This is a genomic window from Acinetobacter sp. YH12117 (assembly GCF_013418865.1).
In the GTDB taxonomy this organism is placed as follows: Bacteria; Pseudomonadota; Gammaproteobacteria; order Pseudomonadales; family Moraxellaceae; genus Acinetobacter; species Acinetobacter indicus.
The window spans coordinates 15,185-38,411 of sequence record NZ_VPBF01000005.1 but is presented as its reverse complement, the minus strand read 5'-3'; the positions used below and the strand labels follow the sequence as shown (position 1 = coordinate 38,411).

The following is a 23,227-nucleotide window of genomic DNA, read 5'->3' as shown; positions in this document are numbered from 1 at the left end:
TCTTAGTCCTTCTTCAAGTGTTTTTCAAGTAAGGCATAACGTTCGTTTTCAATGCGTTCTACTTCTGCTGCAGGAACATAGTAGTCCACTTTCTTCGTGAACGAGCTCACGATGAACGAAATGATAGACGCGATAAACGTTACAACTACTAACCACCAGATGTGCCAGATAAGTGCAAAGCCCATTACTGTGATAAACATAGCAATCACAAAGCCCGCAGCACGGTTGGTTGGCATGTGGATGTCTTCGTACTTCGCTGGTTTCGCGTAAGCTACGCCATTCTCTTTGTCAGTCCAGAAAGTATCAATGCCATTGATCTTTGGAAGATGCGCAAAGTTATAGAACGGAGCAGGAGATGAAGTCGCCCATTCAAGGGTACGGCCATCCCAAGGGTCGCCAGTGTGATCAAGACGCTGGTTACGTTGCAAGAAGCCAACAATGATTTGCATCAAGAAGCATGCAATACCAATGGCGATCATTACCGCACCCACCATCGCGATCATGACATATGGGTCCCAATCTGGGTTGTCATATGTGTTCAGACGACGCGTCATACCCATGAAACCAAGGATATACAGCGGCATGAACGCAAAGTAGAAACCTAAGAACCAGAACCAGAATGCAGCTTTACCCCAAGTTTCATTCAGTCTCCAACCAAACATTTTTGGCCAGTAGTAAATGATACCTGCGAACATCGCGAATACTACACCACCAATAATTACGTTATGGAAGTGAGCAATTAGGAATAAAGAGTTGTGTACCAGGAAGTCCGCTGGTGGAACTGCCATTAATACACCTGTTAAACCGCCGATACCGAAAGTCACAAGGAAGCCAAGTGTCCAAAGCATTGGGGTAGTGTAGGTAATACGACCCTTGTACATGGTGAATAACCAAGAGAAGATTTTCACACCAGTAGGAATCGCAATAATCATGGTCATGATACCGAAGAACGCGTTAACGTTGGCACCTGCACCCATGGTAAAGAAGTGGTGAACCCATACAACGAAAGACAATACAGTAATTGCTACAGTTGCATACACCATTGATTTGTAGCCGAACAACGTTTTGCGAGCAAAAGTCGCAGTTACTTCTGAGTAAATACCAAATGCTGGTAATACCAAGATATAAACTTCAGGGTGACCCCAAGTCCAGATCAGGTTTACATACAACATTGGGCTACCACCCATGTCGTTTGTAAAGAAGTGGAAACCGAAGTAACGGTCAAGCGTTAACATTGCAATTGTTGCAGTTAACACTGGGAATGAAGCAATGATCAGTACCGCTGTACATAAAGATGTCCAGGTAAAGATCGGCATGTCCATTAATTTCATGCCAGGCGCACGCATCTTGATGATGGTAACGAAGAAGTTAACACCCGTTAGAAGCGTACCTAAACCGGAGATCTGTAATGCCCAGATGTAGTAGTCCATACCTACGCCTGGAGAGTATTCAATACCGGACAGTGGAGGATAAGCCATCCAGCCTGTTGCAGCGAACTCACCAATTGCAAGTGAAACCATGATTAGACCCGCAGCACCAGCGAACAGCCAGAAGCTTAAAGAGTTTAATAATGGGAAGGCAACGTCACGAGCACCAATCTGTAAAGGTACAGAGATGTTCATCAAGCCTACTACAAGACCCATTGCCACGAAGAAGATCATGATCACACCGTGTGCGGTGAAGATCTGGTCGTAGTGCTCAGGGTGTAAATAACCTTCGCCACCACCTCGTGCAAGGAATTGCTGAAGACGCATCATGATCGCATCGGCGAAACCACGCAGCAGCATGACCACAGACACGATGATATACATGATACCAATTTTTTTATGGTCTACAGATGTGAACCATTCATTCCACAGGTACCCCCATTTCTTGAAGTAGGTAATACCCGCAACAAGAACGAGACCGCCCAGGATCATCATTACAACTGTAGCCTGTACGATTGGATCGTACGGAATTGCATCTAGTCCTAACTTACCAAACATGTCTTATTCCTCTACAGAAGCAGTCGCATGTTCAACGTTTACATGAGCTTCTGAAGCAGGCGCTTCAAGCGCAGTTTCAGCTTGAGCTGAATGGTCTGCACCATGGTAGTTACTCATGTATTTATTGATCACAGATTCAAACAAGCCTTGCTCTACAGAAGAGTAATAAGTCACAGGATGTGGCTGAGTCTTATAAGGACCTTCTGCTTCAGCAGTTGCAGCAAGTTTTTTCTCTAGTTCTGTTTTCGCATTACGAACCATTGCATCAATTTGTTTCTGTGAACGGTTACCGTCACGTAAAGATGCAAATTCAGCTTGATCTAGAACTGTTTTTTGAACAGCTTCAGGATTGATCGTTGTGCCTTGTCCAGCTTTAACCGCAGTTACCCATTGATCAAAATCAGCTTCAGTTACAGAGTGAGCAAGGAAGCGCATTTGAGAGAAACCGTAACCTGAGTAGTTAGACGAGAAGCCGCGGTATTGACCAGTGCTGTTCGCTAATAGGTTCAGGTGAGTCTGCATACCCGCCATTGCATAAATCTGACCAGACAATGCAGGGATAAAGAACGAGTTCATTGTAAAGTTAGATGTTAAACGAAGGCTTACCGGCGTTTGCTCTGGGAAGCGGATTTCGTTAACAGTCGCAATGTTCTGTTCTGGGTAGATGAAGATCCATTTGAATTGTTCGGCAATAACCTGAACAGTTAATGGAGCCTTATCTGACTCGATTGGACGGTATGGGTCATACTTGTGGGAACCCCACCAAGTTAACCAAGCTAAAATACCAATAATAATAACCGGGATACCCCAAACCACGATTTCAATCGCAGTAGAGTGTGCCCATGTTGGTTTATAGTCTGCATCTTTATTTGATGCGCGATATTTCCAACCAAACCATAATGCCATGATGATTGAAGGAATCACCACTAATAGCATCAAGTAGATCGCAGTCATCATCAGGTTCGATTGACCTTCAGCAACTGGACCTTGCGAGTTTAGAAGTACCATATCACCACCACACCCGGTTAAGAGTGCAGCCATCGTAGATAAAGACAATACAGCTAAAATCGTTTGTCTCATTTTACAACCTCGGTGAAGAGTCCCATTCCCTAATTTAATTATGGGATAGCGATTATAGTGTCGCATGATTGATAAGTATTTTTTTTGACGCAAAAATCCTTGTCAATCATGATACACCGCTACGTTGTAGGGCATTATGCCTGATATCGACAAACTAAGCTACTCAAAAAGCGGCTTTAAATGACTGTAATAAAAACCGATTCTGTCACTTAGAATTAACTTTTTTACGAAATATTTTTATTTGTATATCAATGTAATGAATAAAAAAGGGATGAAATTTCATCCCTTTTTTGATCTTTTATTTTTCTTGCTTTACGACTTTGGTTTTGGCCAGTTTGTCATGCAAAGTCTGACGTTTTTCACCCAAAGCGAAGATATAATCGGCAATTGTAATAAACGGCATGAATAACAGATTCAAAATAATGAAAACCAGGGTACGCAGGGCAAATACGCGGGTCAGGCCTACTTTGCTATGGTCTTCAGCATCGACAATCTTGATTTTGGTTAAACGTTTACCAATACTCTGTCCACTTTTGGCCAGCAGAAACGCCTGAATCCCGAGCATAATCAGCAGGTAAATAGCCATCATTTGCCAGGCATCGGCAGGAATCAGGCGAAACAGTTCTGACTGTAATTGCACGGCCTGATCAGAGCTGGTGGCTGACTGCATTTTCTGTTGCAGTTCAGACAGTTGATCAAACTGGTCCTGCGTTAAAAAGAAAGATGGAATGGCGGCAGCCGGTAACCACAGCAACAGGTCAATAATTTTCGCCAGTGCACGGGTGCCGATAGAGGCCAGTTCGGTTTGAGTGGCTTTTGCTTGCGGCTGGTTCAGGCTTGAATTGTTATAGCTGGCAGTATTCTGCGGCTGCTGAAACGGCGATGCTTCCGGTGCGGCCGGCGCAGGCTCGTAGCCTTCAGGTTGATATACAAGTTTACCTTGGGTGAGCTCACCTAAAGCTTTCCATTCTGTCATCCCTTGATGCCATGCAAGATCTGTCAGTAACACTTGCTGGCTGGCAAGCATCTGGTTCACTTGCTCCAGGGTATATGGACCGGCTTGTTGATTATTTCGTGCCAAGTAAATCTGCATAAAGTTTAAATCTCAAATCTATAAATAAAAAAGACCCAATGAATGGGTCTTTTTTAACATGTTTTATTAAGCTTGTTGAGCTTTTTCTTCAGCAAGGAAGAACCAGGTGTCTAATACTGAGTCTGGGTTCAGCGACACAGATTCAATCCCTTGTTCCATCAGCCATTTTGCCAGGTCAGGGTGATCAGAAGGACCTTGACCACAGATGCCGACATATTTGCCCGCTTTACGGCAAGCATGAATCGCCATCGACAGTAGGGCTTTTACCGCTGCATCACGTTCATCAAACAGGTGAGAAACAATACCTGAGTCACGGTCTAAACCAAGGGTTAACTGGGTCAAGTCGTTTGAACCGATTGAGAAACCGTCGAAGTGTTCAAGGAATTGCTCAGCCAACAGGGCGTTGGTTGGTAATTCACACATCATGATCACTTTCAGACCGTTTTCACCACGTTTCAGGCCATTTTGTGCCAGCAGTTCCATCACACGTTTCGCTTCAGCCACAGTACGTACAAATGGAATCATGATTTGTACGTTGGTTAAGCCCATTTCATCACGGACTTTTTTCAGTGCGCGACATTCAAGCTCGAAGCAGTCACGGAAGTTGTCTGATACATAACGGCTTGCACCACGGAAGCCTAGCATCGGGTTTTCTTCTTCCGGCTCGTATAACTTACCGCCAATCAGGTTGGCATATTCGTTTGATTTGAAGTCAGACATACGCACGATGACTGGCTTGTCTGCAAACGCGGCTGCCAGCGTTGAAATACCTTCCACCAGTTTTTCCACATAGAATTCAACTGGAGAAGTATAACCCGCAGTACGTGCCATTACGGCTGCACGTGTTTCACGTGGCAAGCTGTCAATATTCAGTAGTGCTTTTGGATGCACACCGATCATACGGTTAATGATGAACTCAAGACGTGCCAGGCCAATGCCTTCGTTTGGAATTTGCGCGAAGTCAAATGCACGGTCCGGGTTACCCACGTTCATCATGATCTTGAACGGCAGCGCAGGCATCGACTCGATTGAGTTACGTTGTACTTCAAAATCTAAAGCACCTTCGTAAATGAAACCGGTATCACCTTCAGCACAAGATACTGTCACTTCCTGACCGTCAGTCAAGACTTCAGTGGCATTACCACAACCCACAATTGCAGGAACACCTAATTCACGCGCAATAATCGCAGCGTGACAGGTACGACCACCACGGTTCGTGACAATCGCAGCGGCACGTTTCATCACTGGTTCCCAGTCCGGGTCGGTCATGTCAGAAACCAGTACATCACCGTCTTGGACTTTATCCATTTCTTTGATCGAGGTTACGATGCGGACTTTACCAGACCCGATACGCTGACCAATTGAACGGCCTTCACACAATACAGTGCCGCGTTGTTTCAGCAGGTAACGTTCCATGGTGCCCACGTTTTGACGGCTTTTCACTGTTTCTGGACGCGCCTGAACAATATAAATTAAACCGTCATCACCATCTTTGGCCCATTCGATGTCCATTGGTGCACCGTAGTGCTCTTCAATGATTAACGCCTGTTTCGCCAGTTCTTGCAATTCGTGATCGTTTAAGGCGAACTGTTGACGGTCCGCTTTTTCAACATCAACCACAACCACAGATTTACCAGCCGCACCTTCTTCACCATAAATCATTTTTTGGTGTTTAGAACCAAGGTTACGACGTAAAACCGCGTGTTTACCCGCTCTTAAGAGCGGCTTAGAGATATAGAATTCGTCAGGGTTAACCGCACCTTGTACTACCATTTCACCCAGACCATAAGAAGCAGTAATAAAGACTGCATCACGGAAACCAGATTCTGTATCCAGGGTGAACATTACACCTGCAGCACCTGTTTCTGAGCGCACCATGCGTTGTACGCCAGCAGACAGGGCAACAACATCATGGTCAAAGTTTTGGTGTACACGATAAGAAATTGCGCGGTCGTTGTACAAAGAGGCAAATACTTCTTTAATGGCAATCAGGACGTTGTCGATGCCACGGATGTTCAGGAAGGTTTCCTGCTGACCCGCGAAAGAAGCATCTGGCAAATCTTCTGCAGTAGCAGATGAACGAACGGCAACCGCGATGTCAGGGTTGCCGTTAGAAAGTTCTGCGAAAGCATCGCGGATTTCTTTTTCAAGTTCTGCCGTAAGCGGAGTGTCGACAATCCATTGACGGATTTTTGCGCCTGTCTCAGCAAGAGCATTGACGTCATCTACATTTAACGTTTTAAGCTCGGCTTGAATTTTAGCGTTTAGGCCACTTTGCTCGAGAAATTCACGATAAGCTTGAGCCGTTGTCGCAAAGCCACCTGGTACAGAGACGCCAGCATTAGACAAATGGCTGATCATTTCGCCCAGAGATGAGTTTTTCCCACCTACGAGCTCAACGTCGTGTTTCCCTAATTTTTCTAGACCAATTACGCGCGCTTCCAAAGTTATTACTCCACTTTTGCAGTATTAATCACTATCTTGGCATGAAATTATATTGAATATGCTTAGCTTTTTGATTTAACTAAGCGACAGTCATGTAAGATCAGTTTACTATAAAGATTATATAGCACTAAGACAAATGTTTAAGGAGAATTTTAATGTCCGAAGGTAAACAAATTAAGCGGAGTGTGTTCTTTATTTCCGATGGAACCGCAATTACAGCCGAAACCTTGGGACACTCCCTTTTAGCGCAGTTTCCGAATGTCGATTTTGACATTCATATTATTCCCTATATCAGCTCGGAAGAAGCAGCCACCGATGTGGTGTCAGAAATTAACCGACGTGCTGAATTAGACGGTCAGCCGCCACTGGTATTTGATACGTTGGTCGATCCGTATGTGCGCGATATTATCAACACCGCCAATGCCGTCAATCTGGACGTATTTGAGGGGTTGATCAGCAAACTGGCCGATGAGTTGGGCACACAGCCAACCACGCTGGTAGGGCAGACCCATGCTGTAACTGATTCAGAATCGTATAAAGCGCGAATTGATGCGGTACATTTTGCTTTGGACAATGATGATGGCGCACGTACCCGTCACTATGACAAAGCTGATCTGATTCTCATTGGCGTATCCCGTTCTGGTAAAACCCCAACCTCGATTTATTTGTCATTACAGTTTGGTATACGTGTGGCCAACTATCCACTGACCGAAGAAGATCTGGACGATAACCGCTTGCCAGCTGTGCTGCGTCCACACAAACATAAATTATTCGGTTTGATGATTGATGCCGAGCGTCTGGTGGCAATTCGTACTGAACGTAAAGCCAATAGCCGTTATGCAAGTTTTAATCAATGCCAAATGGAATTGCGTGCGATTGAAGGTATTTATATTTCAGAAGGGATTAAATATTTAAATGTTTCAGAAATGTCGATTGAAGAAATTTCAACACGTGTTTTACAAATGACAGGTTTAAAACGTCGTATTGGTTAATGAAACTATATGTATTAAAAGAGCCAAAATTTTATTTTGGCTCTTTTTTATTGGATTTAAATAGAATAAAAATCAAGCTACTATTTATTTAAATGATAATGCTTTTAGTGTGACTTAAAATGTAGTGATAATGGTATCAATTGGATGTTCTTGTCCATCAATACTATGCACGCTATGTGCACAGACTTTGACAATTGGCCAAGTAATCAAATGGCAATTTTCGCGTTGTAAAGCTGAATAATAATGATCAGATTTAAAATAGCGTTGATGTGTATCTGCAATGTTTGGTGTGAGTTGACGTTTAAGCCACGTGTCTTTGACTTGAGCATCTAAAAAGCGTAAAGCCAAAATATTTTTGACGCGGTTATTAAACAAACGTCGATTTTTAAACACCAAAGGATGGCTAATTAGGCGATGGATGCCACGTTCTGTACTTGGCAGGACAAAATGCGGTGCAATTTGAAAGACTTGAACAGATGTTGCTTGCTGACAAATTCTATCGAGTTGTGCCACGCTGTCCTGATTTGCACCAATAACTGCAACGCGTAAACCTGTGAAGTCATGCTGTTTGATTTCAGTTGCAGGAATGCATTCGCCTTGGAATTCTCGAAAATCTGCCAAGCAGTTTTGAAAAGCGTGTCTATGTACGTCGTGTTTAGGACTGACCATGCTGAATCTCTTGATATATTCATTTTATAAATTAGAACATTTACTCTATTTTGTTGGGGCAGTACTGTTTGGTAAAGTCTTTTGTGCAGGCGAGCCAGTCATTCCTAAAGATTGAAAATTAATTCAACTGAGATTACTGAGATTTAAGCGAAAGAGAACAAGAAAACGGATTTAAGTTATTTATTTTAAATGTTTTTAATTGATGAAACCTTGTAGCTTAATAGAACTACAAGGTCGGAGCTAATTAAGTATCTAACTTCATTTGCATGAGCAAATCAAAGTTATGTAAGCGTTTTTCTGTGTCATAGATGTCACAGGTAAAAATAAACTCATCGACATCATACTTCGCCAATAAGTTTTCCAATCCTGCTTTGACAGTCGCCTTTGAGCCAATTTGCGCCATGGCATAAAAACTATCAACTGACATTTTTTCTGCAGGTGACCATAAGCCATCCATACTTTCGACTGGAGCTTTGAGTTTTAGGCTTTGTCCACGCATTAAACCTAAAACACGCTGATAGGCACTAGTCGCCAAAAATTCTGCTTCTTGGTCGGTATCTGCAACCACCGTTGGCACGCCCATAGATACATAAGGTCGCTCTAAATATTCTGAAGGCTCAAAATTGTCACGATATAACTGAATGGCTTGAGCAAGCATACGTGGGGCAAAGTGTGAGGCAAAGGAGTAGGGTAGTCCTAATTTTGCGGCAAGCTGTGCGCTAAATAAACTTGAACCAAGCAACCATACTGGAACGTGTGTCCCTTGTCCTGGTGTGGCAACAATACGTTGTTGTGGTTCTGCATCTTTAAAATAATGCAAAATTTCTAAAACATCTTGCGGAAATTGATCTTCAGTTTCCTGACGCCCACGACGCAGTGCGCGCATGGTCACTTGATCTGTACCTGGTGCGCGACCTAAACCGAGTTCAATACGGTTAGGATATAAAGTCGCTAAAGTTCCAAACTGTTCAGCGACCACTAACGGTGCGTGGTTGGGGAGCATAATACCGCCAGAACCGAGTTTAATTTTTTGCGTATTTGCTAATAAATAACCCAAAAGAACTGCGGTTGCTGAGCTGGCAATGCCATCCATATTATGATGTTCCGCCAACCACAAACGGTCATAGCCGAGTTGTTCTGCATGTTGTGCTAATTCAAGTGCATGATGCAGCGAAAACTGTACTGATTGATCATCACGTACAGGTGCGAGTTCAAGAATGGCAAATTTTGTGTCTTGCAGGGAACGCATCATTTATTCCAGCTTGATTAAAGAGAGTTTTATCATACGATGCTGCACTGATTTTGTATATCGAAAATTTTCGATATATGGGCGAGTCATGAGATATTGCCATTTAACAACGCGCGACATTCATCCAAAAAGCACGCTTTATAAAAAAACATTTATCCAAGCAAGTAGTCAGCAAACAAAAAGCACCCGAAGGTGCTTGTGATAGGTTCAGATTCTGAACTTTGAAATTAACGGCGTTTCCCGTTTTTGTAATGACCCAGATGCAAGCCATTATCACCGCGGTAACGGTCATTATAACGGTAATCGTTGTAACGGTAGCCACGGCTGTCGTAGCGACGGTCATAACGGTCATCATAACGGCGATCTTCGCTGACTTTGGTACCTAACACTGCTCCGGCGCCACCACCTAAGGCTGCGCCAATATAACCGCCATTGCTGCCGGCCATGTTTTTACCGACACTATAACCACCGGCACTGCCTAAAGCGGCACCAATGGCTGCACCATTGCGGTCACGTTTATCGGCAGAGACCGCTGCACCACCGGCACCACCCAAGGCCGAACCAATTAATGCACCGGTTGAGCCGCCCATTTGCTGGCCAATGGCTGCACCGACCACACCACCTAAAGCGGAACCTACTGCGACACGGGTGTTGTTATCGGCGTGTGCTGTACCCATCATAAGTGCTGAGCTGGCCAGTACTGTACTCAATAAAATTTTGTTGATCTTCATGGTTACACTCCAAAGAGCACATTCAATTTGTCTTGACTTTAATGTAGAAAAACTTTGAGAAAAGATCGTGGAGGGCACAGGTGTCAAAATGCTAATTTTGGTCAACGCTGTGTAATTTTTCTGTCGAATCTCTTCATAATTGCCTCCTCATCCATCTACTGAAAAAATGAAATCCCAGGCGTAAAAAAAGCATCCTGAAGATGCTTTTTTACAAGGGGAGAATTAACGACGACGTTTTTTCTTCCATTTACGTTCCTGGTAACGGTCGTATTCTTTATCTTTGGAAATCTTGTTACCCAGCGCTGCACCACCGGCTGCACCGAGCGCTGCACCAATATAACCACCATTCGTACCGCCCATGTTCTGACCCACGGTATAACCCGCACCGCCACCTAAGGCACCGCCAATGGCAGATTCAGTACGATGGCGTTTGTTACTGGCTACAGCTGCGCCACCTGCACCACCTAAAGCCGCACCAATGGTTGCACCCGTGGTACCGCCCATGTTTTTACCTAAGGCTGTACCTGCGACACTACCTAAGGCACTGGCTGCAGCTACACGGGTCGCATTGTCAGCATGTGCATTCACCGTCATGAAAGAAGTGGCAGCAAGCGTTGCACTTAATAAAACAGCATTGAGTTTCATATTCACTCCATGTCCAAGAGCGGACTTTTTAATGTCATTTGATGGCAGTAAATGTAACAAAAGGATTCCCTGCAAATATGGAGAGGCACCTTCATAATTCAGTGCTTTGGTTTCGGCTTTGTATAAGTTGTATTAAAACTGTCGATTTTATCGGCAGCCCAGACTTTAAATTGAAAGAGGCAGGATGCATCTCTTGCACGCTGTAGCGTATTTGCCGGATTTGACCATCAACCACGCAGTTTCTGCTACGAATAAAGATGTTATTTGCTGGCCAGAATCGTTAAACTATGGCAATTTTTTGATTTCGCTGGCCTTATTGAATTAGGGCGACAGCCTGTATATTGAGATAATTTGCACAATGAAAGAATCGTTACGTTTACGATTAGATCAACTTTCTGACCGTCACGAAGAATTAACAGCACTCTTGGCCGATGCTGAAGTCATTTCCGATAACAAACGCTTTCGCCAGCTGTCGCGCGAACACAATGACCTGAGCGAAATTACCGAAGTCTGGGGCAAATATACCCAGGCCGAAGCCGATATTGAAACGGCTGAAGCAATGCTGTCCGATCCTGACTTTAAAGAGATGGCGCAGGAAGAGATCAAGGAAAACAAGGCACTGATTGAACAGCTGGAAGCGGATTTAAACATCCTGATGATTCCTAAAGATCCGAATGATGCCAACTCGGCCTATCTGGAAATTCGTGCCGGCACCGGTGGTGATGAAGCAGCAATTTTCTCCGGCGATTTATTCCGCATGTACAGCAAATATGCCGAATCTCAAGGCTGGCGTATTGAAGTGCTGTCAGAAAACGAAGGCGAACACGGCGGCTATAAAGAAGTGATTTGTCTGGTTAATGGTGACGGGGTCTATGGCCGCCTGAAATTTGAAAGTGGCGCACATCGTGTCCAGCGTGTTCCGGCAACTGAATCGCAAGGCCGTGTACATACGTCCGCCTGTACCGTGGCTATTTTGCCTGAAATTGATGTCGATACCACGGTGGATATTAACCCGGCAGATTTACGTATTGATACCTACCGCGCTTCGGGTGCCGGTGGTCAGCACGTCAACAAAACTGACTCTGCGGTGCGTATTACCCATATTCCAACCGGCACGGTGGTGGAATGTCAGGAAGAGCGTTCGCAGCACAAGAACAAAGCCAAAGCCATGGCCTTATTGGCCTCGCGTCTGGAAAATGCCAAACGTGCCGCAGCAGATGCCGCCACTTCGGAAATGCGTCGTGACCTAGTCGGTTCCGGCGACCGTTCCGAGCGTATTCGCACCTATAACTATCCGCAAGGGCGGATGACCGATCATCGTATTAACTTAACTTTATATAAGTTAGATGCAGTGATGGAAGGTGATTTAACCGAATTGCTGGACAGCCTGCACCGTGAATATCAGGCCGATCAGCTGGCGTTACTTGCCCAGCAAAATGGTGGCTAATGAAAATTGCCGATGCACTGGCCATTCGTGGCGTAGCAGACAGCTACGAACGTCAGGAAAATCTCTGGCTACTGGAGCATATTCTAGGTTTATCTGCCTTGGCGCTGAAATATCAGGCCGATCGTGAGCTAAGCCCAGAACAGGAACAGCAATATCTTGCGGGTATTGCCCAGATTGAAGCAGGTGAACCCTTGGCCTATGTCACCGGTTCACAGCCATTCTGGACACTGGATTTAAAAGTCACACCAGATACCCTGGTGCCAAGACCAGATACCGAAGTACTGGTAGAAAGCTGTTTGCAACTGGATTTACCGGCACAAGCGGCGATTATCGACTTGGGTACCGGCACCGGTGCGATTGCCTTGGCCTTGGCATCGGAACGTCCGGATTGGCAGGTGACTGCAACCGATATCTATCCGCCGACTCTGGCGGTTGCCAAAGAAAATGCGCAGACGCATAACTTGGAGCGGGTAGAGTTTAAGCTGGGCGCCTGGTTTGCTGCTTTAGGCGTTCCTGCCGAGCCGAGGTTTGATCTGATTGTGTCGAATCCACCGTATATTGCGGCTGATGATGTACATATGAAAGATTTGGCCACCGAACCTGAACGGGCCTTAGTGGCGGCCAAGCAGGGCTTATCTGATCTTGAGATTATTATTCAGCAAGGCAAGCATTGGTTAAAACCGCAAGGCTGGATTGCTGTAGAGCATGGTTATGATCAGGCAGTAGCTGTGCAAAATATCTTTAACGATGCCGGTTTTGTTGCGGTACGCACCATTCTGGATTATGGCGGTAATGATCGGGTGACTATCGGCCAACTCGGCGATTAAGTCAGGTTGCCTTTAATCGCCTGAATGGCCGGAGGTAATTCTTCACCCAAGGCACTCAGCATTTCCCGTTCGATTAGCCGGACCATGGCACTCAGTGGCAGGTCATTGTCTTGCAGGCCAAACGGTTCTTCCAGCTGTTCGCTTAAGGCATCCAAGCCCAAAAACAGATAGGCAATCAATCCCACCAGAATGGGGGTCCAGATACCTAAATTCGCCTCTAAACTAAAAGGCAGAATAAAGCAGAAACAGTATACGGTGCGGTGTAGCAATACCGAATACGAAAAAGGTAACGGCGTGGTCAGAATCCGGTCACAACCGGCCTGAATATCCCCTAAGCTGATAATGTGCTTGTTCAGGCCGTGATAGACAATATCTGACAGTTCGCCGCTGTGCAGGGCCTTGACCAGATCTTTCTGAATCTGTTCCAGAATAAACTGGGCGGCATTAATATGCCCAAACAGCGCCTGATAATCGGCCGGGCTTAAATTGACCTTGTTATGATAAAAATCAATCGGCTCATTCTGGGTGCGCAGCCGGTTTTTCAGTAAATTGCTAAACAGCATTACCCGATACATCAGCACCTGACGTTCGGCGGGCGGCAACACATAGGAATCACGGGCAAGATGGCGTGAGGTGGCAATCAGCTGCCCCCATAATTTGCGGCCTTCCCACCAGCGTTCATAACTGGCAGTATTTCTGAAACTGAGGAAAATCGACAGGATAACCCCGAAAATGGTAAAGCCAATCGCGGGCACGGCCGGCGCCTGTACATAATGATGCGAGGACAGATAGACCAGCACGGTGGAAATGCACACCACCATCATTAAGGCCGGCATGACCTTGGGCAAGATGGTGCCTGACCATGCAAAAAGTAATGCGAAACTGTTGCTTTTATCCCGAATAATCATAGTGCTTCTGCGCGGATGCTCAGCCGTAGTGTTCCATAGCCGGACAAGGCAATGCAAGCCGTATACGTTGGGATGATTCAGTATAATCCAGTCAAAAAAAGTGACGCCGTAGCGTCACTTGAATAAGGCGTTGGGTAACTGCTCAAGATTTACACTCAAGATTTACATTGGATAATCTTGCAGACAGTCAGATACTTCCACTTGAGCCAGGCTATCGGTTTCTAAAGCCAGACACAGCGCTACAATTTTTGCCGTTTCGCTCAGGTTTTCATCTTTAAGTGCTAAGCCTGCTTGTAAGGCGTGCAGATCTTCCTGAGGAATATCTAAGGCTTGTGCCGCTTCTAGCGCATCTTCACGATCAAAAAATGCCGCCATCGCATTACGTAACTGATCTTCAGAGGTGTTGAGAATGCCTTGATTCAGCAATTCATCAAGTTGCTCTGAAGGAGTAGAAAGTGCGTGATTAAAATTTTGAACCAGATTTTGTGCAAGCACATCAATCATCTTAAGCATGGGAACCTCTAAAGATGGAGTACAACAAGGAGAAGGAGGGATTACAGCCAAAATTGCATAGAATCTATGCGATAAATTGAGTGAAAATTAATCTATTTTGGTGTGATTGGCAATGCTGTTACGATGAATGACCGGTTCAAATACTGCACTTGAAATGCCAAGTGCTTCATATTGCAACTTATATTTAAAAGTTCTGAGTTAAAAATATCAGCATAAATAACGGCTAGCTTTGATTCTGCCGGTAGGCCCCCGGATTTAAGCCAGTCCACTTTTTAAAGGCTCGGTGAAAGGCACTTGGATCATGAAAATTCAGCCGTTCACTAATATCTTGTAGCGATAGCTCGGTTTTCGAGAGCAGTTCAATCGCGGTATCGCGGCGGATTTCATTTTTCAGTTGCTGATAGCTGGTACCTTCCTGTTTTAAACGGCGCTGAAAAGTGGCGCCTGACATATTCAGTTGTCGGGTCAGTTCATGCAGTGCCAGCCATTCACTTGGCGGACGCTGCATCAGTTGTTTGCGAATCATCGTGCTTAACGCATGCGGATTTTTAAAACGCACCAGCAGGTTATACGGGGTTTGCTGTAAAAAGCGTTTCCAGCTGCGCTCATCCTGCTTGATTTTTAGACCCAAAGCCTGCGCATCAAAATAGATTCGGTTGTCGGGTTGTTCATAGCGAATGTTTTCACAAAAGCGCACCCGATAATCTGCATCATCGCTTGGAGCCGGGCATTTTAGTTCGATTTTTTGAATGGCAATGCGCTGTCCACTGAGCCAGCAGATCAGGCTATGCACCAGCATTAAATAAGTCGCATAACTGAACATGGCTTTGGGCTGCGCCCGATCATGAAGGGTCAGCACAGCAGCATCTTTGTTGAGCTGCAGTTCCCCGCGCAGATCATCCAGAATCAGGTTGAAAAACTTTAGAATCTCTTTCAGTGCGGTTTCAATGGTATCGGCAGAGTAGACCCATTTGGACAATAAACGATAACTGCCACGGCGCAGCGGATGGCTGTCCATACCAAAAAACTCATCATTCATGGCATCGGCCAGGGCAATCCACAGCTGCCCATATTGCAGCACCGACACCCGCGCTTTGGCCGAATGCATCAGCTCCAGCGGAATACCGGCCCGGGTCAGAATGGAGTGAATTTCCACCCCTTGCTGCTGGGCGGCTTGCAGTGCTTCATGCACCAGTGCAATAGAAATGGTGCCTTTACTATAATGCAAATGGGATGGCGTCATCTCGTGTCTATTCAATTTAAAATTATGTTAAAAATGCTATTGTTCAAAGGCATCATGCAGGATGCTGTATTTGGAAATTGTACTCAAGCTGGAGTCTGATTACTCTGCATCTTAAGTCGAGTATGTGTCATTGATAACAAAACTATTTGGGAAAATAAAATGAAGATTCAAGGAAAAGTATGTGTGGTTACCGGTGGTGCATCTGGTTTGGGCGCTGCTACTGCACAGTATTTGGTGGAGCAGGGGGCCAATGTCATTCTGGTCGATATGAATCAGGAGCTGGGTACGCAAATGGCACAGCAATTGGGTGAAAAAGCCCAGTTTAAGGCGCTGGATGTGACCGATGAAGCCGCGGTAGAGCAATTCTTTGCCGAGATTGAGCAGCACTATGGCCAGTTAAATGGTCTGGTCAACTGTGCCGGCATCGCACCTTCAGCCAAAGTGCTGGGCAAAGAAGGCTTACATAGCTTAAGCATGTTCCAGAAAGTGCTGGACATTAATGTCAGTGGCAGCTTTAACATGATTCGTTTTGCTGCGCAGCTGATGGCCAAATATCAACTGCAAGCTGGTGAAGAAGAGCGCGGTGTAATTGTCAATACCGCTTCAGTGGCGGCGTATGAAGGACAGATTGGTCAGGCGGCCTATTCTGCGTCCAAAGGTGCGATTGTGGCGATGACCTTGCCGCTAGCGCGTGAACTGGCCCGTGAATCGATCCGCGTGATGACCATTGCACCGGGGATTATGGAAACACCAATGCTGAAAGCCTTTCCACAGCATGTGCAGGATGCTTTGGGGCAGATGGTGCCATATCCACCGCGTCTGGCTAAGCCACATGAATTTGCCCAGTTGGTAGGACAGATTTTTGAAAATGGCTATTTGAATGGTGAGGTGATTCGTCTGGATGGTGCGATCCGGATGCAGCCTAAATAAGTACAATGCTTAAAAAAGCAGCCCTTTGCTGGGTTAAATAAATAGCCTAAGTAAATAAAAATAAGATAAAACCATCTGGTCTGGTTGTCGTGCTGATGCTGCAGCTAGACCATCCCCCAAGTTTTTAGATCAGCCAGCGTACTTCAGCCGAATCCAACGTAATGAGAACGAGAAAGCAATGATTTTAAATGAACAACAAAAAATGGTTCAGGACATGATGCGTAGCTATGCGCAGGAGAAATTGAAACCGACCGCGGCCGAACGCGATAAAACCGCACAGTTTCCGGCACAGGAACTGAAAGAGCTGGGCGCTTTAGGTGCACTGGGTATGACTGTATCGGAACAGTGGGGTGGTGCCGGTCTGGATTATATCTCGCTGGTGCTGGCTTTAGAGGAAATTGCCGCAGGAGATGGTGCGATTTCGACGATTGTGAGTGTGCAAAACTCTTTACCGTGCGGCATCATTCAGCGTTATGGCACTGAAGCGCAAAAACAGCATTATCTGACCAAACTGGCGACCGGTGAATGGTTAGGCTGTTTTTGTCTGACCGAACCGCAAGTCGGTTCCGATGCCAGTGCCATCGAATGCAAGGCTGAACGTGATGGTGACAGCTGGATATTAAATGGCACTAAGCAGTTTATTACCACCGGTAAACACGCCCAGCTGGCTTTGGTCTTTGCTGTGACCGATAAATCTGCTGGCAAAAAAGGCATTTCCTGCTTTTTGGTCCCGACCGAGAACCCCGGATATATCGTATCGCGTTTAGAAGACAAAATGGGGCAGCATTGTTCCGATACGGCGACTATTGTGCTGGATCAATGCCGTATTCCAGCTGATCATCTGCTCGGTCAGGAAGGCGAAGGCTACAAAATTGCTTTGTCCAATCTGGAGTCAGGCCGGATCGGAATTGCTGCCCAATCGGTAGGGATGGCGCGTGCCGCTCTAGATGCCGCTGTGGAATATGCCAATGAACGTAAAGCCTTTGGTGTGGAAATTGTCCAGCATCAGGCGGTGGCTTTTCGTCTGGCCGATATGGCCACGCAAATTGAAGCAGCGCGTCAGCTGATTCTACATGCAGCCAGCCTAAAAGATGCCGGTTTGCCATGTTTAAAAGAAGCCTCAATGGCCAAACTGTTTGCTTCAACCATGGCAGAACGCGTTTGCTCCGATGCCATCCAGATTCATGGCGGTTATGGTTATGTGTCCGACTTCCCGGTGGAACGGATTTACCGCGATGTTCGGGTTAGCCAGATTTATGAAGGTGCTTCGGATATTCAGCGTTTGGTAATCGCCCGGGCTGTGACCCAGCCTTAAACCGACGTTGATACAGCAATATGTCCAAACACGGCATCACGATTGAGGCCAATGGAAATTGCAGTCGCGCCGTCCTTATGCTGAACTGAAGCATAAGATGCTATTCATCATCTAACCCATCTCCCATGTGAAGACCGCTTTACATGGGCACAACCTAAAAATAGCAGTATAAGAAATAACCCTGCAGTCGGATGGACTGCAGACCATCAGCCCGATGGCATGAAAACAACAAGGAACAAGTCCTGCAATACGGATGTTTTGCAGATCAATTGCCCCGAAGGATAAGAGGTTGCCCCCATGAAAACGTTGCAAGACGCCTATCAAGATTTTAATTTGGAACAACTGATTGCTACCCAGTTACAGGGAACGGCACAGGCACTGAATGCCTATACCGAATGCTGTGGTCGATATTGCGGACAGCAGCATACTGCACTGATCTGGGAAGGCAAGCAGGGTGAATCAGCCCGTTGGAGTTTTGATCAGCTGGCTGAGGCTTCAGGCAAGCTGGCCAATTATTTTCAGGCCATGGGTTTAAAAGCAGGCGACTGTATTGCCGGTCTGCTGCCACGTACTCCGGAATTACTGATTACCGTATTGGCCACCTGGCGGATGGGCGCGGTCTATCAGCCGCTATTTACGGCCTTTGAATCGAAAGCGATTGAACACCGGCTGGAGGCTGCCAATACCCGCTTTATTGTGACCCATACCGAGCAACGCGCCAAACTGAGTTCGTTGCAGCAGATTGGTATATTAACCGTCGGTGCCGAAGCCGCTGGAACAAGTGATGCCGATTTCTGGCAGCAGCTGAATCAGCATTCTGCCAGTTTTGAGCCGGTACTGCGCAGCTTTGATGATGACTTCCTGATGATGTTTACTTCGGGTACTACGGGTCTGGCAAAATCGGTACCGGTGCCTTTAAAAGCCTTGCTGGCCTTTAAAGGTTATATGCAGCATGCGGTGGATTTACGTGCTGAAGATTCGTTCTGGAATCTGGCCGATCCGGGCTGGGCTTATGGGCTGTATTATGGCATTACCGGGCCGCTCAGTCTGGGGCATAGTATTATCATGGATGAACGACCATTTAGTGTCGATCATGCACTGGAAGTCATTCAAAAATATCAGGTCAGCAATTTGGCCGGTTCGCCAACAGCCTTTCGTATGTTCTTTGGCTTTAAAGAAAAATTTGCCGGTGTACCTAAAACCTTGCGCGTGGTCAGCAGTGCCGGTGAGCCACTAACCCCAGAAGTTATTCACTGGTTTAAACAGGATCTCGAGGTCAATGTTTACGATCAGTACGGACAAACTGAACTGGGCATGGTGATTGCCAATCATCATGCGCTGGAACATCACAAAAAAGTGGGCTCGGCCGGTTATGCCATTCCGGGACATCGTTTTGCGGTATTAAATGCACAGCATCAGGAAGTTGCCGCGGGTGAAATTGGCACGCTGGCGCTGGATGAATCACAATCTCCATTAATGTGGTTTAAAGGCTATGCCGGACATAACCGTAAATCCTTTGTGGGCCAGTACTATTTAACCGGTGATACGGTGCGTTTAAATGAGCTGGGCGGAATTGATTTTATTGGGCGTGCAGACGATGTCATTACAACTTCGGGCTATCGGGTCGGACCGTTTGATGTCGAAAGCACCTTGCTGGAATGCGAGGAAGTGCTGGAATCAGCCGTGGTGGGTAAACCGGACCCGGCGCGTACTGAAATCGTTAAAGCCTTTGTGGTGCTAAAAGCACAATTTGCTGCAAGTCCGGCACTGGAACAAAAACTACAGCATTATGTGCGTTCACGTTTATCCAAACATGCTTATCCGAAAGAGATTGAATTTGTCGAGGCTTTACCCAAAACCTCCAGCGGCAAGATTCAACGCAATATCCTTAAGCAGCAGGAAATTGATAAACAGATACTGTTGGAAAAAGTCAGTTAAGAGGAGATAGAAGACAATTAAAATTATTTAATTTATGTAATTTGTATGTCATTACATTTGGTTTCTTGATATTGATTTTTATCAGTTTTATTTTTATCTATAAAAAGTCACGCAAGAATCTGCAAAATACAGGTCAAAGCGTGACTTTTTTATGGCTATTTCAAGGCGTATATGTGGCTGTTATAAATCCATTTTCTGGTGTTCAGAATTGGGTTCACCAGTTTTACCGGTCAGATTGCCTTTCAGTACTTTAAATAACTGGGTGACTTTATTGTCGGTGACATTCCAGTATTCGGCACTAATCGCTTCTGCCACCAGAACACGCACCGAAGGATCATCCTTGCCGTTAAACCAGTTTTCCGCCCATGGATTCCAGAGCTGATCAATCAGGGCACGATCTGTACTGATTTGCGCATGTGCACTCATCGACACATAAATCCCATCTGAAGGTTTGGAGAACGCCAGACCAATCTGGTTACGGCCGCTGGTCACTGCTGTAACCAGATCATTGCTGTCACGCAAAATAAAATACAAATTCTGACGTTCATGCAGCTTTTCAGAATTGAGCATGGTCATTGGCTGTGCATGAATTTCTTGGGTTTCGGTGTGGTGACTGATCATGGTGAAGCGTACATCTTTAATCAGTTCCCATAATTTGTCGCGGTTATGTTGATCGTTCATGTGCTCTGCTCCTGATGTCAGTAAATGCGCTTTTACGCAAAAGAACTCATTCACAAGCAGAGTAAAACGATTTTTGTGCTTCGCGTAGCGGTCTCACCTAACTCATACAGATTCAGGGTAAAACAACATCTGCGCTCAACAAAAGCGCATCAGGCAAGACAGTTGTTTACATATCATCCAGACAAAGAGGTTATACATAAAATGAAAAGCAGTGAAATCGAAAAAACAGCGGGTAAGGCTGTTAAAAAAAATCAATCGAATTACACTATAGCCAGCAAAAAACAGGAAGATAAATGGTGACACTTGAGGATAACTGGCAGGAACTGAGCGATGCAGAAATGCATTTATATAGTCGCCAGATTTTGCTGGATGGCTGGGACATCGAAGCGCAGGAAAAATTAAAACTGGCCAATGTGCTGATTGTCGGCTGTGGTGGTATCGGCTGTAGCAGTGCCGAACTGTTGGCGCGCGCCGGGGTCGGAAAAATCACCCTTATTGATGCAGATACGATTGAAGTCAGTAACCTGCAACGTCAAATTGCCTATAGCGCAGAAGATTTAGGCTTCTATAAGGCCGACATTCTGGCCAAGCGTCTGCAAAAGATTAATCCGCATATTCAGGTACATGCCATCACAGCCAAACTGGATGACAGCAATGCTATCGGACTGATTGCCCAGCAGGATCTGGTTTTAGATGGCTGTGATAATTTCAGTACCCGTTATCTGGTCAATCGTGTTTGTGTGCAGCATCAGGTGGCGCTGATTAGCGCCTCGGCTATTGGTTTTCAGGGCCAGCTGTTTATGGTGGAAGGCGATTCGGCTTGTTATGAATGCCTGTTTCCAAAAGAAGATCAGGTCAATGAAAGCCTACGCTGCGCCGATTCTGGTGTGCTGGCCACGACTCCGAATGTGATGGCCAGTTTACAGGCGCATCATACCTTGATCTATTTAGGTCTGGGAATTGCTGCGTTAAAACAGAAGCTGCTGCTCTGGGATGGGCTGAGTTTAAAACAGCGCCTGCTGGCGTTTGAAAAAGACCGAAATTGCCCATGCTGTCAGGCAAGATAAATCTATCTGACACCAATTTTTTGCTACACTGACTCAAATTTAATTTCATCGAAGACATTATGAAAAACAATATCTGGTTAGATGGCCTTCGTTCCGTGGCGCGTATGGGCGAAACGGCGGTCGTGGCGGCCAAAGCCGGCCTGAAATATGCGACTGAAAAACCCAGCAACGCCAAACTGATGCGTGAAACCTTTGAATCGCTCGGCTCAACCTATATCAAGCTGGGGCAGTTTATTGCCAGCACGCCGTCCTTGTTTCCCCGTGAATATGTGGAAGAGTTTCAAGGCTGCCTAGATCAAACTCCATCGTTGCCGTTTAGCTATGTACAGCAGGTGCTGGCTTCGGAATTTGCCGGGCGTGATTTAGGCGAAATTTTTGCCTCGATTGATGAAACCCCGCTGGCTTCGGCTTCTATTGCCCAGGTGCATGCTGCCAAGCTGGTCTCGGGCGAAGATGTGGTGATTAAAGTCCAGAAACCGGGTGTGGAAACCATTTTATATACCGACCTGAATGTATTGCACTGGGCCACCAAGTTGCTGGAAAAAGCCGTACCGAAAGTGAAATTCGCCTCTCTGGCCGATATTGTCGAAGAAATTAAAGTCCGTATGGTGCGCGAAGTCGACTTTATTGAAGAAGCCAAAAACCTGGATGATTTCGTCAATTATCTGAACCTGACCCAGAATCAGGCTGCAACAGCGCCGAAGGTTTATCATCAGTATTCCACTCGCCGGGTGTTGACCATGCAGCGTCTTTTCGGGGTGCCTTTAACCGATTTTGAAGTGGTAAAACAGTATGCCAAAGACCCGTCGCAGGTGTTAATTACCGCCATGAATACCTGGTTTGGCAGCCTGATGATGTGTAACAGTTTCCATGCCGACCTGCATGCTGGTAACCTGATGCTGCTGGAAGATGGCCGCGTCGGTTTTATTGATTTTGGGATTGTCGGGCAGCTGAAGCCTGAAGTCTGGACGGCCTGTATCGCCTTTATGGATGCCTTGCAGAATACCGACTACACGCTGATGGCGGAAAACATGCTGAAAATGGGCATGACCGATACCCAGATTAACACCCAAGTGCTGGCGCAAGATTTGGAACGTCTGTTTAGTGGTGTACTGCTGGCCGATCCACAGGAAATCCTCAGTTCAAATCCGGCCGATTTAAATGACATCATGATGGATATGGTGGCGGTTGGTGAACGTCATGGCATCCGTTTCCCGCGTGATTTCGCGCTGCTGTTCAAGCAAATGCTGTACTTTGACCGTTTCATGCGTATCCTGGCGCCGTATACCGACATTTATGCCGACCAGCGCTTGCAGATGGTACAAAGTATAGACCCAAATCTGCTGCTCAAACATTAATTTATAGACATCGCCCAGCTTTTATATAACAAGCTGCTGCTACATCGCAAAGCGACACACGTGATGCTGATGTAGCAAGCAGGTGATGATTCACGTTATACACGCCCGAGT

At 46.0% G+C, this 23,227-nt stretch carries 21 protein-coding genes; 9 read left to right on the top strand and 12 right to left on the bottom strand.

Annotated features, from left to right (window positions below):
* Nucleotides 1-2 precede the first annotated feature (2 nt).
* From cyoB to ppsA, 4 genes are all read right to left on the bottom strand, one after another.
* Entirely contained in the window at nt 3-1,985 is a 1,983-nt protein-coding gene (gene cyoB, locus FTU55_RS03285) for a cytochrome o ubiquinol oxidase subunit I (RefSeq protein ID WP_104494637.1), read from the bottom strand.
* A 3-nt stretch (nt 1,986-1,988) separates the two neighbouring features.
* The gene (gene cyoA, locus FTU55_RS03280) at nt 1,989-3,065 is read right to left on the bottom strand and encodes a ubiquinol oxidase subunit II (RefSeq protein WP_005178724.1); all 1,077 of its coding nucleotides are present in this window, start codon (nt 3,063-3,065) and stop codon (nt 1,989-1,991) included.
* A gap of 298 nt (nt 3,066-3,363) precedes the next feature.
* On the bottom strand, nt 3,364-4,158 hold the full coding sequence (locus tag FTU55_RS03275; protein ID WP_180046181.1) for an RDD family protein: 795 nt from the start codon (nt 4,156-4,158) through the stop codon (nt 3,364-3,366).
* Nucleotides 4,159-4,224: 66 nt separating this feature from the next.
* Nucleotides 4,225-6,603, bottom strand: a complete 2,379-nt coding sequence (gene ppsA, locus FTU55_RS03270; protein ID WP_005178721.1) for a phosphoenolpyruvate synthase — start codon at nt 6,601-6,603, stop codon at nt 4,225-4,227.
* A gap of 155 nt (nt 6,604-6,758) precedes the next feature.
* Here ppsA and FTU55_RS03265 point away from each other — a divergent pair, with 155 nt between their 5' ends.
* The gene (locus FTU55_RS03265) at nt 6,759-7,595 is read left to right on the top strand and encodes a pyruvate, water dikinase regulatory protein (RefSeq protein WP_005178719.1); all 837 of its coding nucleotides are present in this window, start codon (nt 6,759-6,761) and stop codon (nt 7,593-7,595) included.
* Nucleotides 7,596-7,709: 114 nt separating this feature from the next.
* Here FTU55_RS03265 and FTU55_RS03260 read toward each other — a convergent pair whose 3' ends face one another.
* From FTU55_RS03260 to FTU55_RS03245, 4 genes are all read right to left on the bottom strand, one after another.
* The gene (locus FTU55_RS03260) at nt 7,710-8,264 is read right to left on the bottom strand and encodes a flavoprotein (protein WP_180046179.1); all 555 of its coding nucleotides are present in this window, start codon (nt 8,262-8,264) and stop codon (nt 7,710-7,712) included.
* Nucleotides 8,265-8,508: 244 nt separating this feature from the next.
* Nucleotides 8,509-9,513, bottom strand: coding sequence for an LLM class flavin-dependent oxidoreductase (locus tag FTU55_RS03255; RefSeq protein ID WP_178865889.1), 1,005 nt, complete (start codon nt 9,511-9,513; stop codon nt 8,509-8,511).
* A gap of 227 nt (nt 9,514-9,740) precedes the next feature.
* Entirely contained in the window at nt 9,741-10,244 is a 504-nt protein-coding gene (locus FTU55_RS03250) for a glycine zipper domain-containing protein (protein WP_045794933.1), read from the bottom strand.
* A gap of 222 nt (nt 10,245-10,466) precedes the next feature.
* On the bottom strand, nt 10,467-10,889 hold the full coding sequence (locus tag FTU55_RS03245) for a glycine zipper domain-containing protein (RefSeq protein WP_005178713.1): 423 nt from the start codon (nt 10,887-10,889) through the stop codon (nt 10,467-10,469).
* 358 nt (nt 10,890-11,247) lie between these two features.
* On the opposite strand from FTU55_RS03245, the gene prfA reads away from it, so the two are divergent.
* Nucleotides 11,248-12,336, top strand: a complete 1,089-nt coding sequence (prfA, locus tag FTU55_RS03240) for a peptide chain release factor 1 (protein WP_005178710.1) — start codon at nt 11,248-11,250, stop codon at nt 12,334-12,336.
* The gene (gene prmC / locus FTU55_RS03235) at nt 12,336-13,163 is read left to right on the top strand and encodes a peptide chain release factor N(5)-glutamine methyltransferase (protein ID WP_180046177.1); all 828 of its coding nucleotides are present in this window, start codon (nt 12,336-12,338) and stop codon (nt 13,161-13,163) included. The genes prfA and prmC overlap by 1 nt, the downstream gene beginning before the upstream one ends.
* On the opposite strand, the gene FTU55_RS03230 is transcribed toward prmC, so the two are convergent.
* From FTU55_RS03230 to FTU55_RS03220, 3 genes are all read right to left on the bottom strand, one after another.
* Nucleotides 13,160-14,071: a bestrophin family protein gene (locus tag FTU55_RS03230; protein ID WP_180046175.1), complete on the bottom strand. Its 912-nt coding sequence runs from the start codon at nt 14,069-14,071 to the stop codon at nt 13,160-13,162. The two genes, prmC and FTU55_RS03230, sit on opposite strands and share 4 nt — an antisense overlap.
* Before the next feature lie 162 nt (nt 14,072-14,233).
* Nucleotides 14,234-14,584, bottom strand: coding sequence for a hypothetical protein (locus FTU55_RS03225; protein WP_005178707.1), 351 nt, complete (start codon nt 14,582-14,584; stop codon nt 14,234-14,236).
* A 223-nt stretch (nt 14,585-14,807) separates the two neighbouring features.
* Nucleotides 14,808-15,827: an AraC family transcriptional regulator gene (locus FTU55_RS03220; protein WP_180046173.1), complete on the bottom strand. Its 1,020-nt coding sequence runs from the start codon at nt 15,825-15,827 to the stop codon at nt 14,808-14,810.
* Nucleotides 15,828-15,986: 159 nt separating this feature from the next.
* Between FTU55_RS03220 and FTU55_RS03215 the strand changes: the two genes are divergently transcribed.
* The 3 genes from FTU55_RS03215 (at nt 15,987) to FTU55_RS03205 (ending at nt 20,010) form a co-directional block, all read left to right on the top strand.
* The gene (locus FTU55_RS03215) at nt 15,987-16,757 is read left to right on the top strand and encodes a 3-hydroxyacyl-CoA dehydrogenase (RefSeq protein WP_005178702.1); all 771 of its coding nucleotides are present in this window, start codon (nt 15,987-15,989) and stop codon (nt 16,755-16,757) included.
* A gap of 178 nt (nt 16,758-16,935) precedes the next feature.
* On the top strand, nt 16,936-18,072 hold the full coding sequence (locus tag FTU55_RS03210) for an acyl-CoA dehydrogenase family protein (protein WP_016659090.1): 1,137 nt from the start codon (nt 16,936-16,938) through the stop codon (nt 18,070-18,072).
* Between the two features lie 297 nt (nt 18,073-18,369).
* The gene (locus FTU55_RS03205) at nt 18,370-20,010 is read left to right on the top strand and encodes an AMP-binding protein (protein WP_168405500.1); all 1,641 of its coding nucleotides are present in this window, start codon (nt 18,370-18,372) and stop codon (nt 20,008-20,010) included.
* A gap of 180 nt (nt 20,011-20,190) precedes the next feature.
* On the opposite strand, the gene FTU55_RS03200 is transcribed toward FTU55_RS03205, so the two are convergent.
* The gene (locus FTU55_RS03200) at nt 20,191-20,691 is read right to left on the bottom strand and encodes a pyridoxamine 5'-phosphate oxidase family protein (RefSeq protein WP_005178694.1); all 501 of its coding nucleotides are present in this window, start codon (nt 20,689-20,691) and stop codon (nt 20,191-20,193) included.
* A gap of 24 nt (nt 20,692-20,715) precedes the next feature.
* On the opposite strand from FTU55_RS03200, the gene FTU55_RS03195 reads away from it, so the two are divergent.
* The 3 genes from FTU55_RS03195 to FTU55_RS03185 are packed head-to-tail and all read left to right on the top strand — an operon-like array spanning nt 20,716 to nt 23,116.
* Entirely contained in the window at nt 20,716-20,991 is a 276-nt protein-coding gene (locus tag FTU55_RS03195) for a hypothetical protein (RefSeq protein ID WP_127801228.1), read from the top strand.
* Nucleotides 20,985-21,758 carry a HesA/MoeB/ThiF family protein gene (locus FTU55_RS03190; RefSeq protein ID WP_180046171.1) on the top strand — a complete coding sequence of 258 codons (774 nt, stop codon included), beginning with the start codon at nt 20,985-20,987 and terminating at the stop codon, nt 21,756-21,758. Before FTU55_RS03195 ends, FTU55_RS03190 begins: the two co-directional genes overlap by 7 nt.
* Nucleotides 21,759-21,817: 59 nt before the next feature.
* Nucleotides 21,818-23,116 (top strand): AarF/ABC1/UbiB kinase family protein, encoded by a 1,299-nt coding sequence (locus FTU55_RS03185; RefSeq protein WP_180046169.1) that lies wholly within the window; start codon nt 21,818-21,820, stop codon nt 23,114-23,116.
* Nucleotides 23,117-23,227 lie beyond the last annotated feature (111 nt).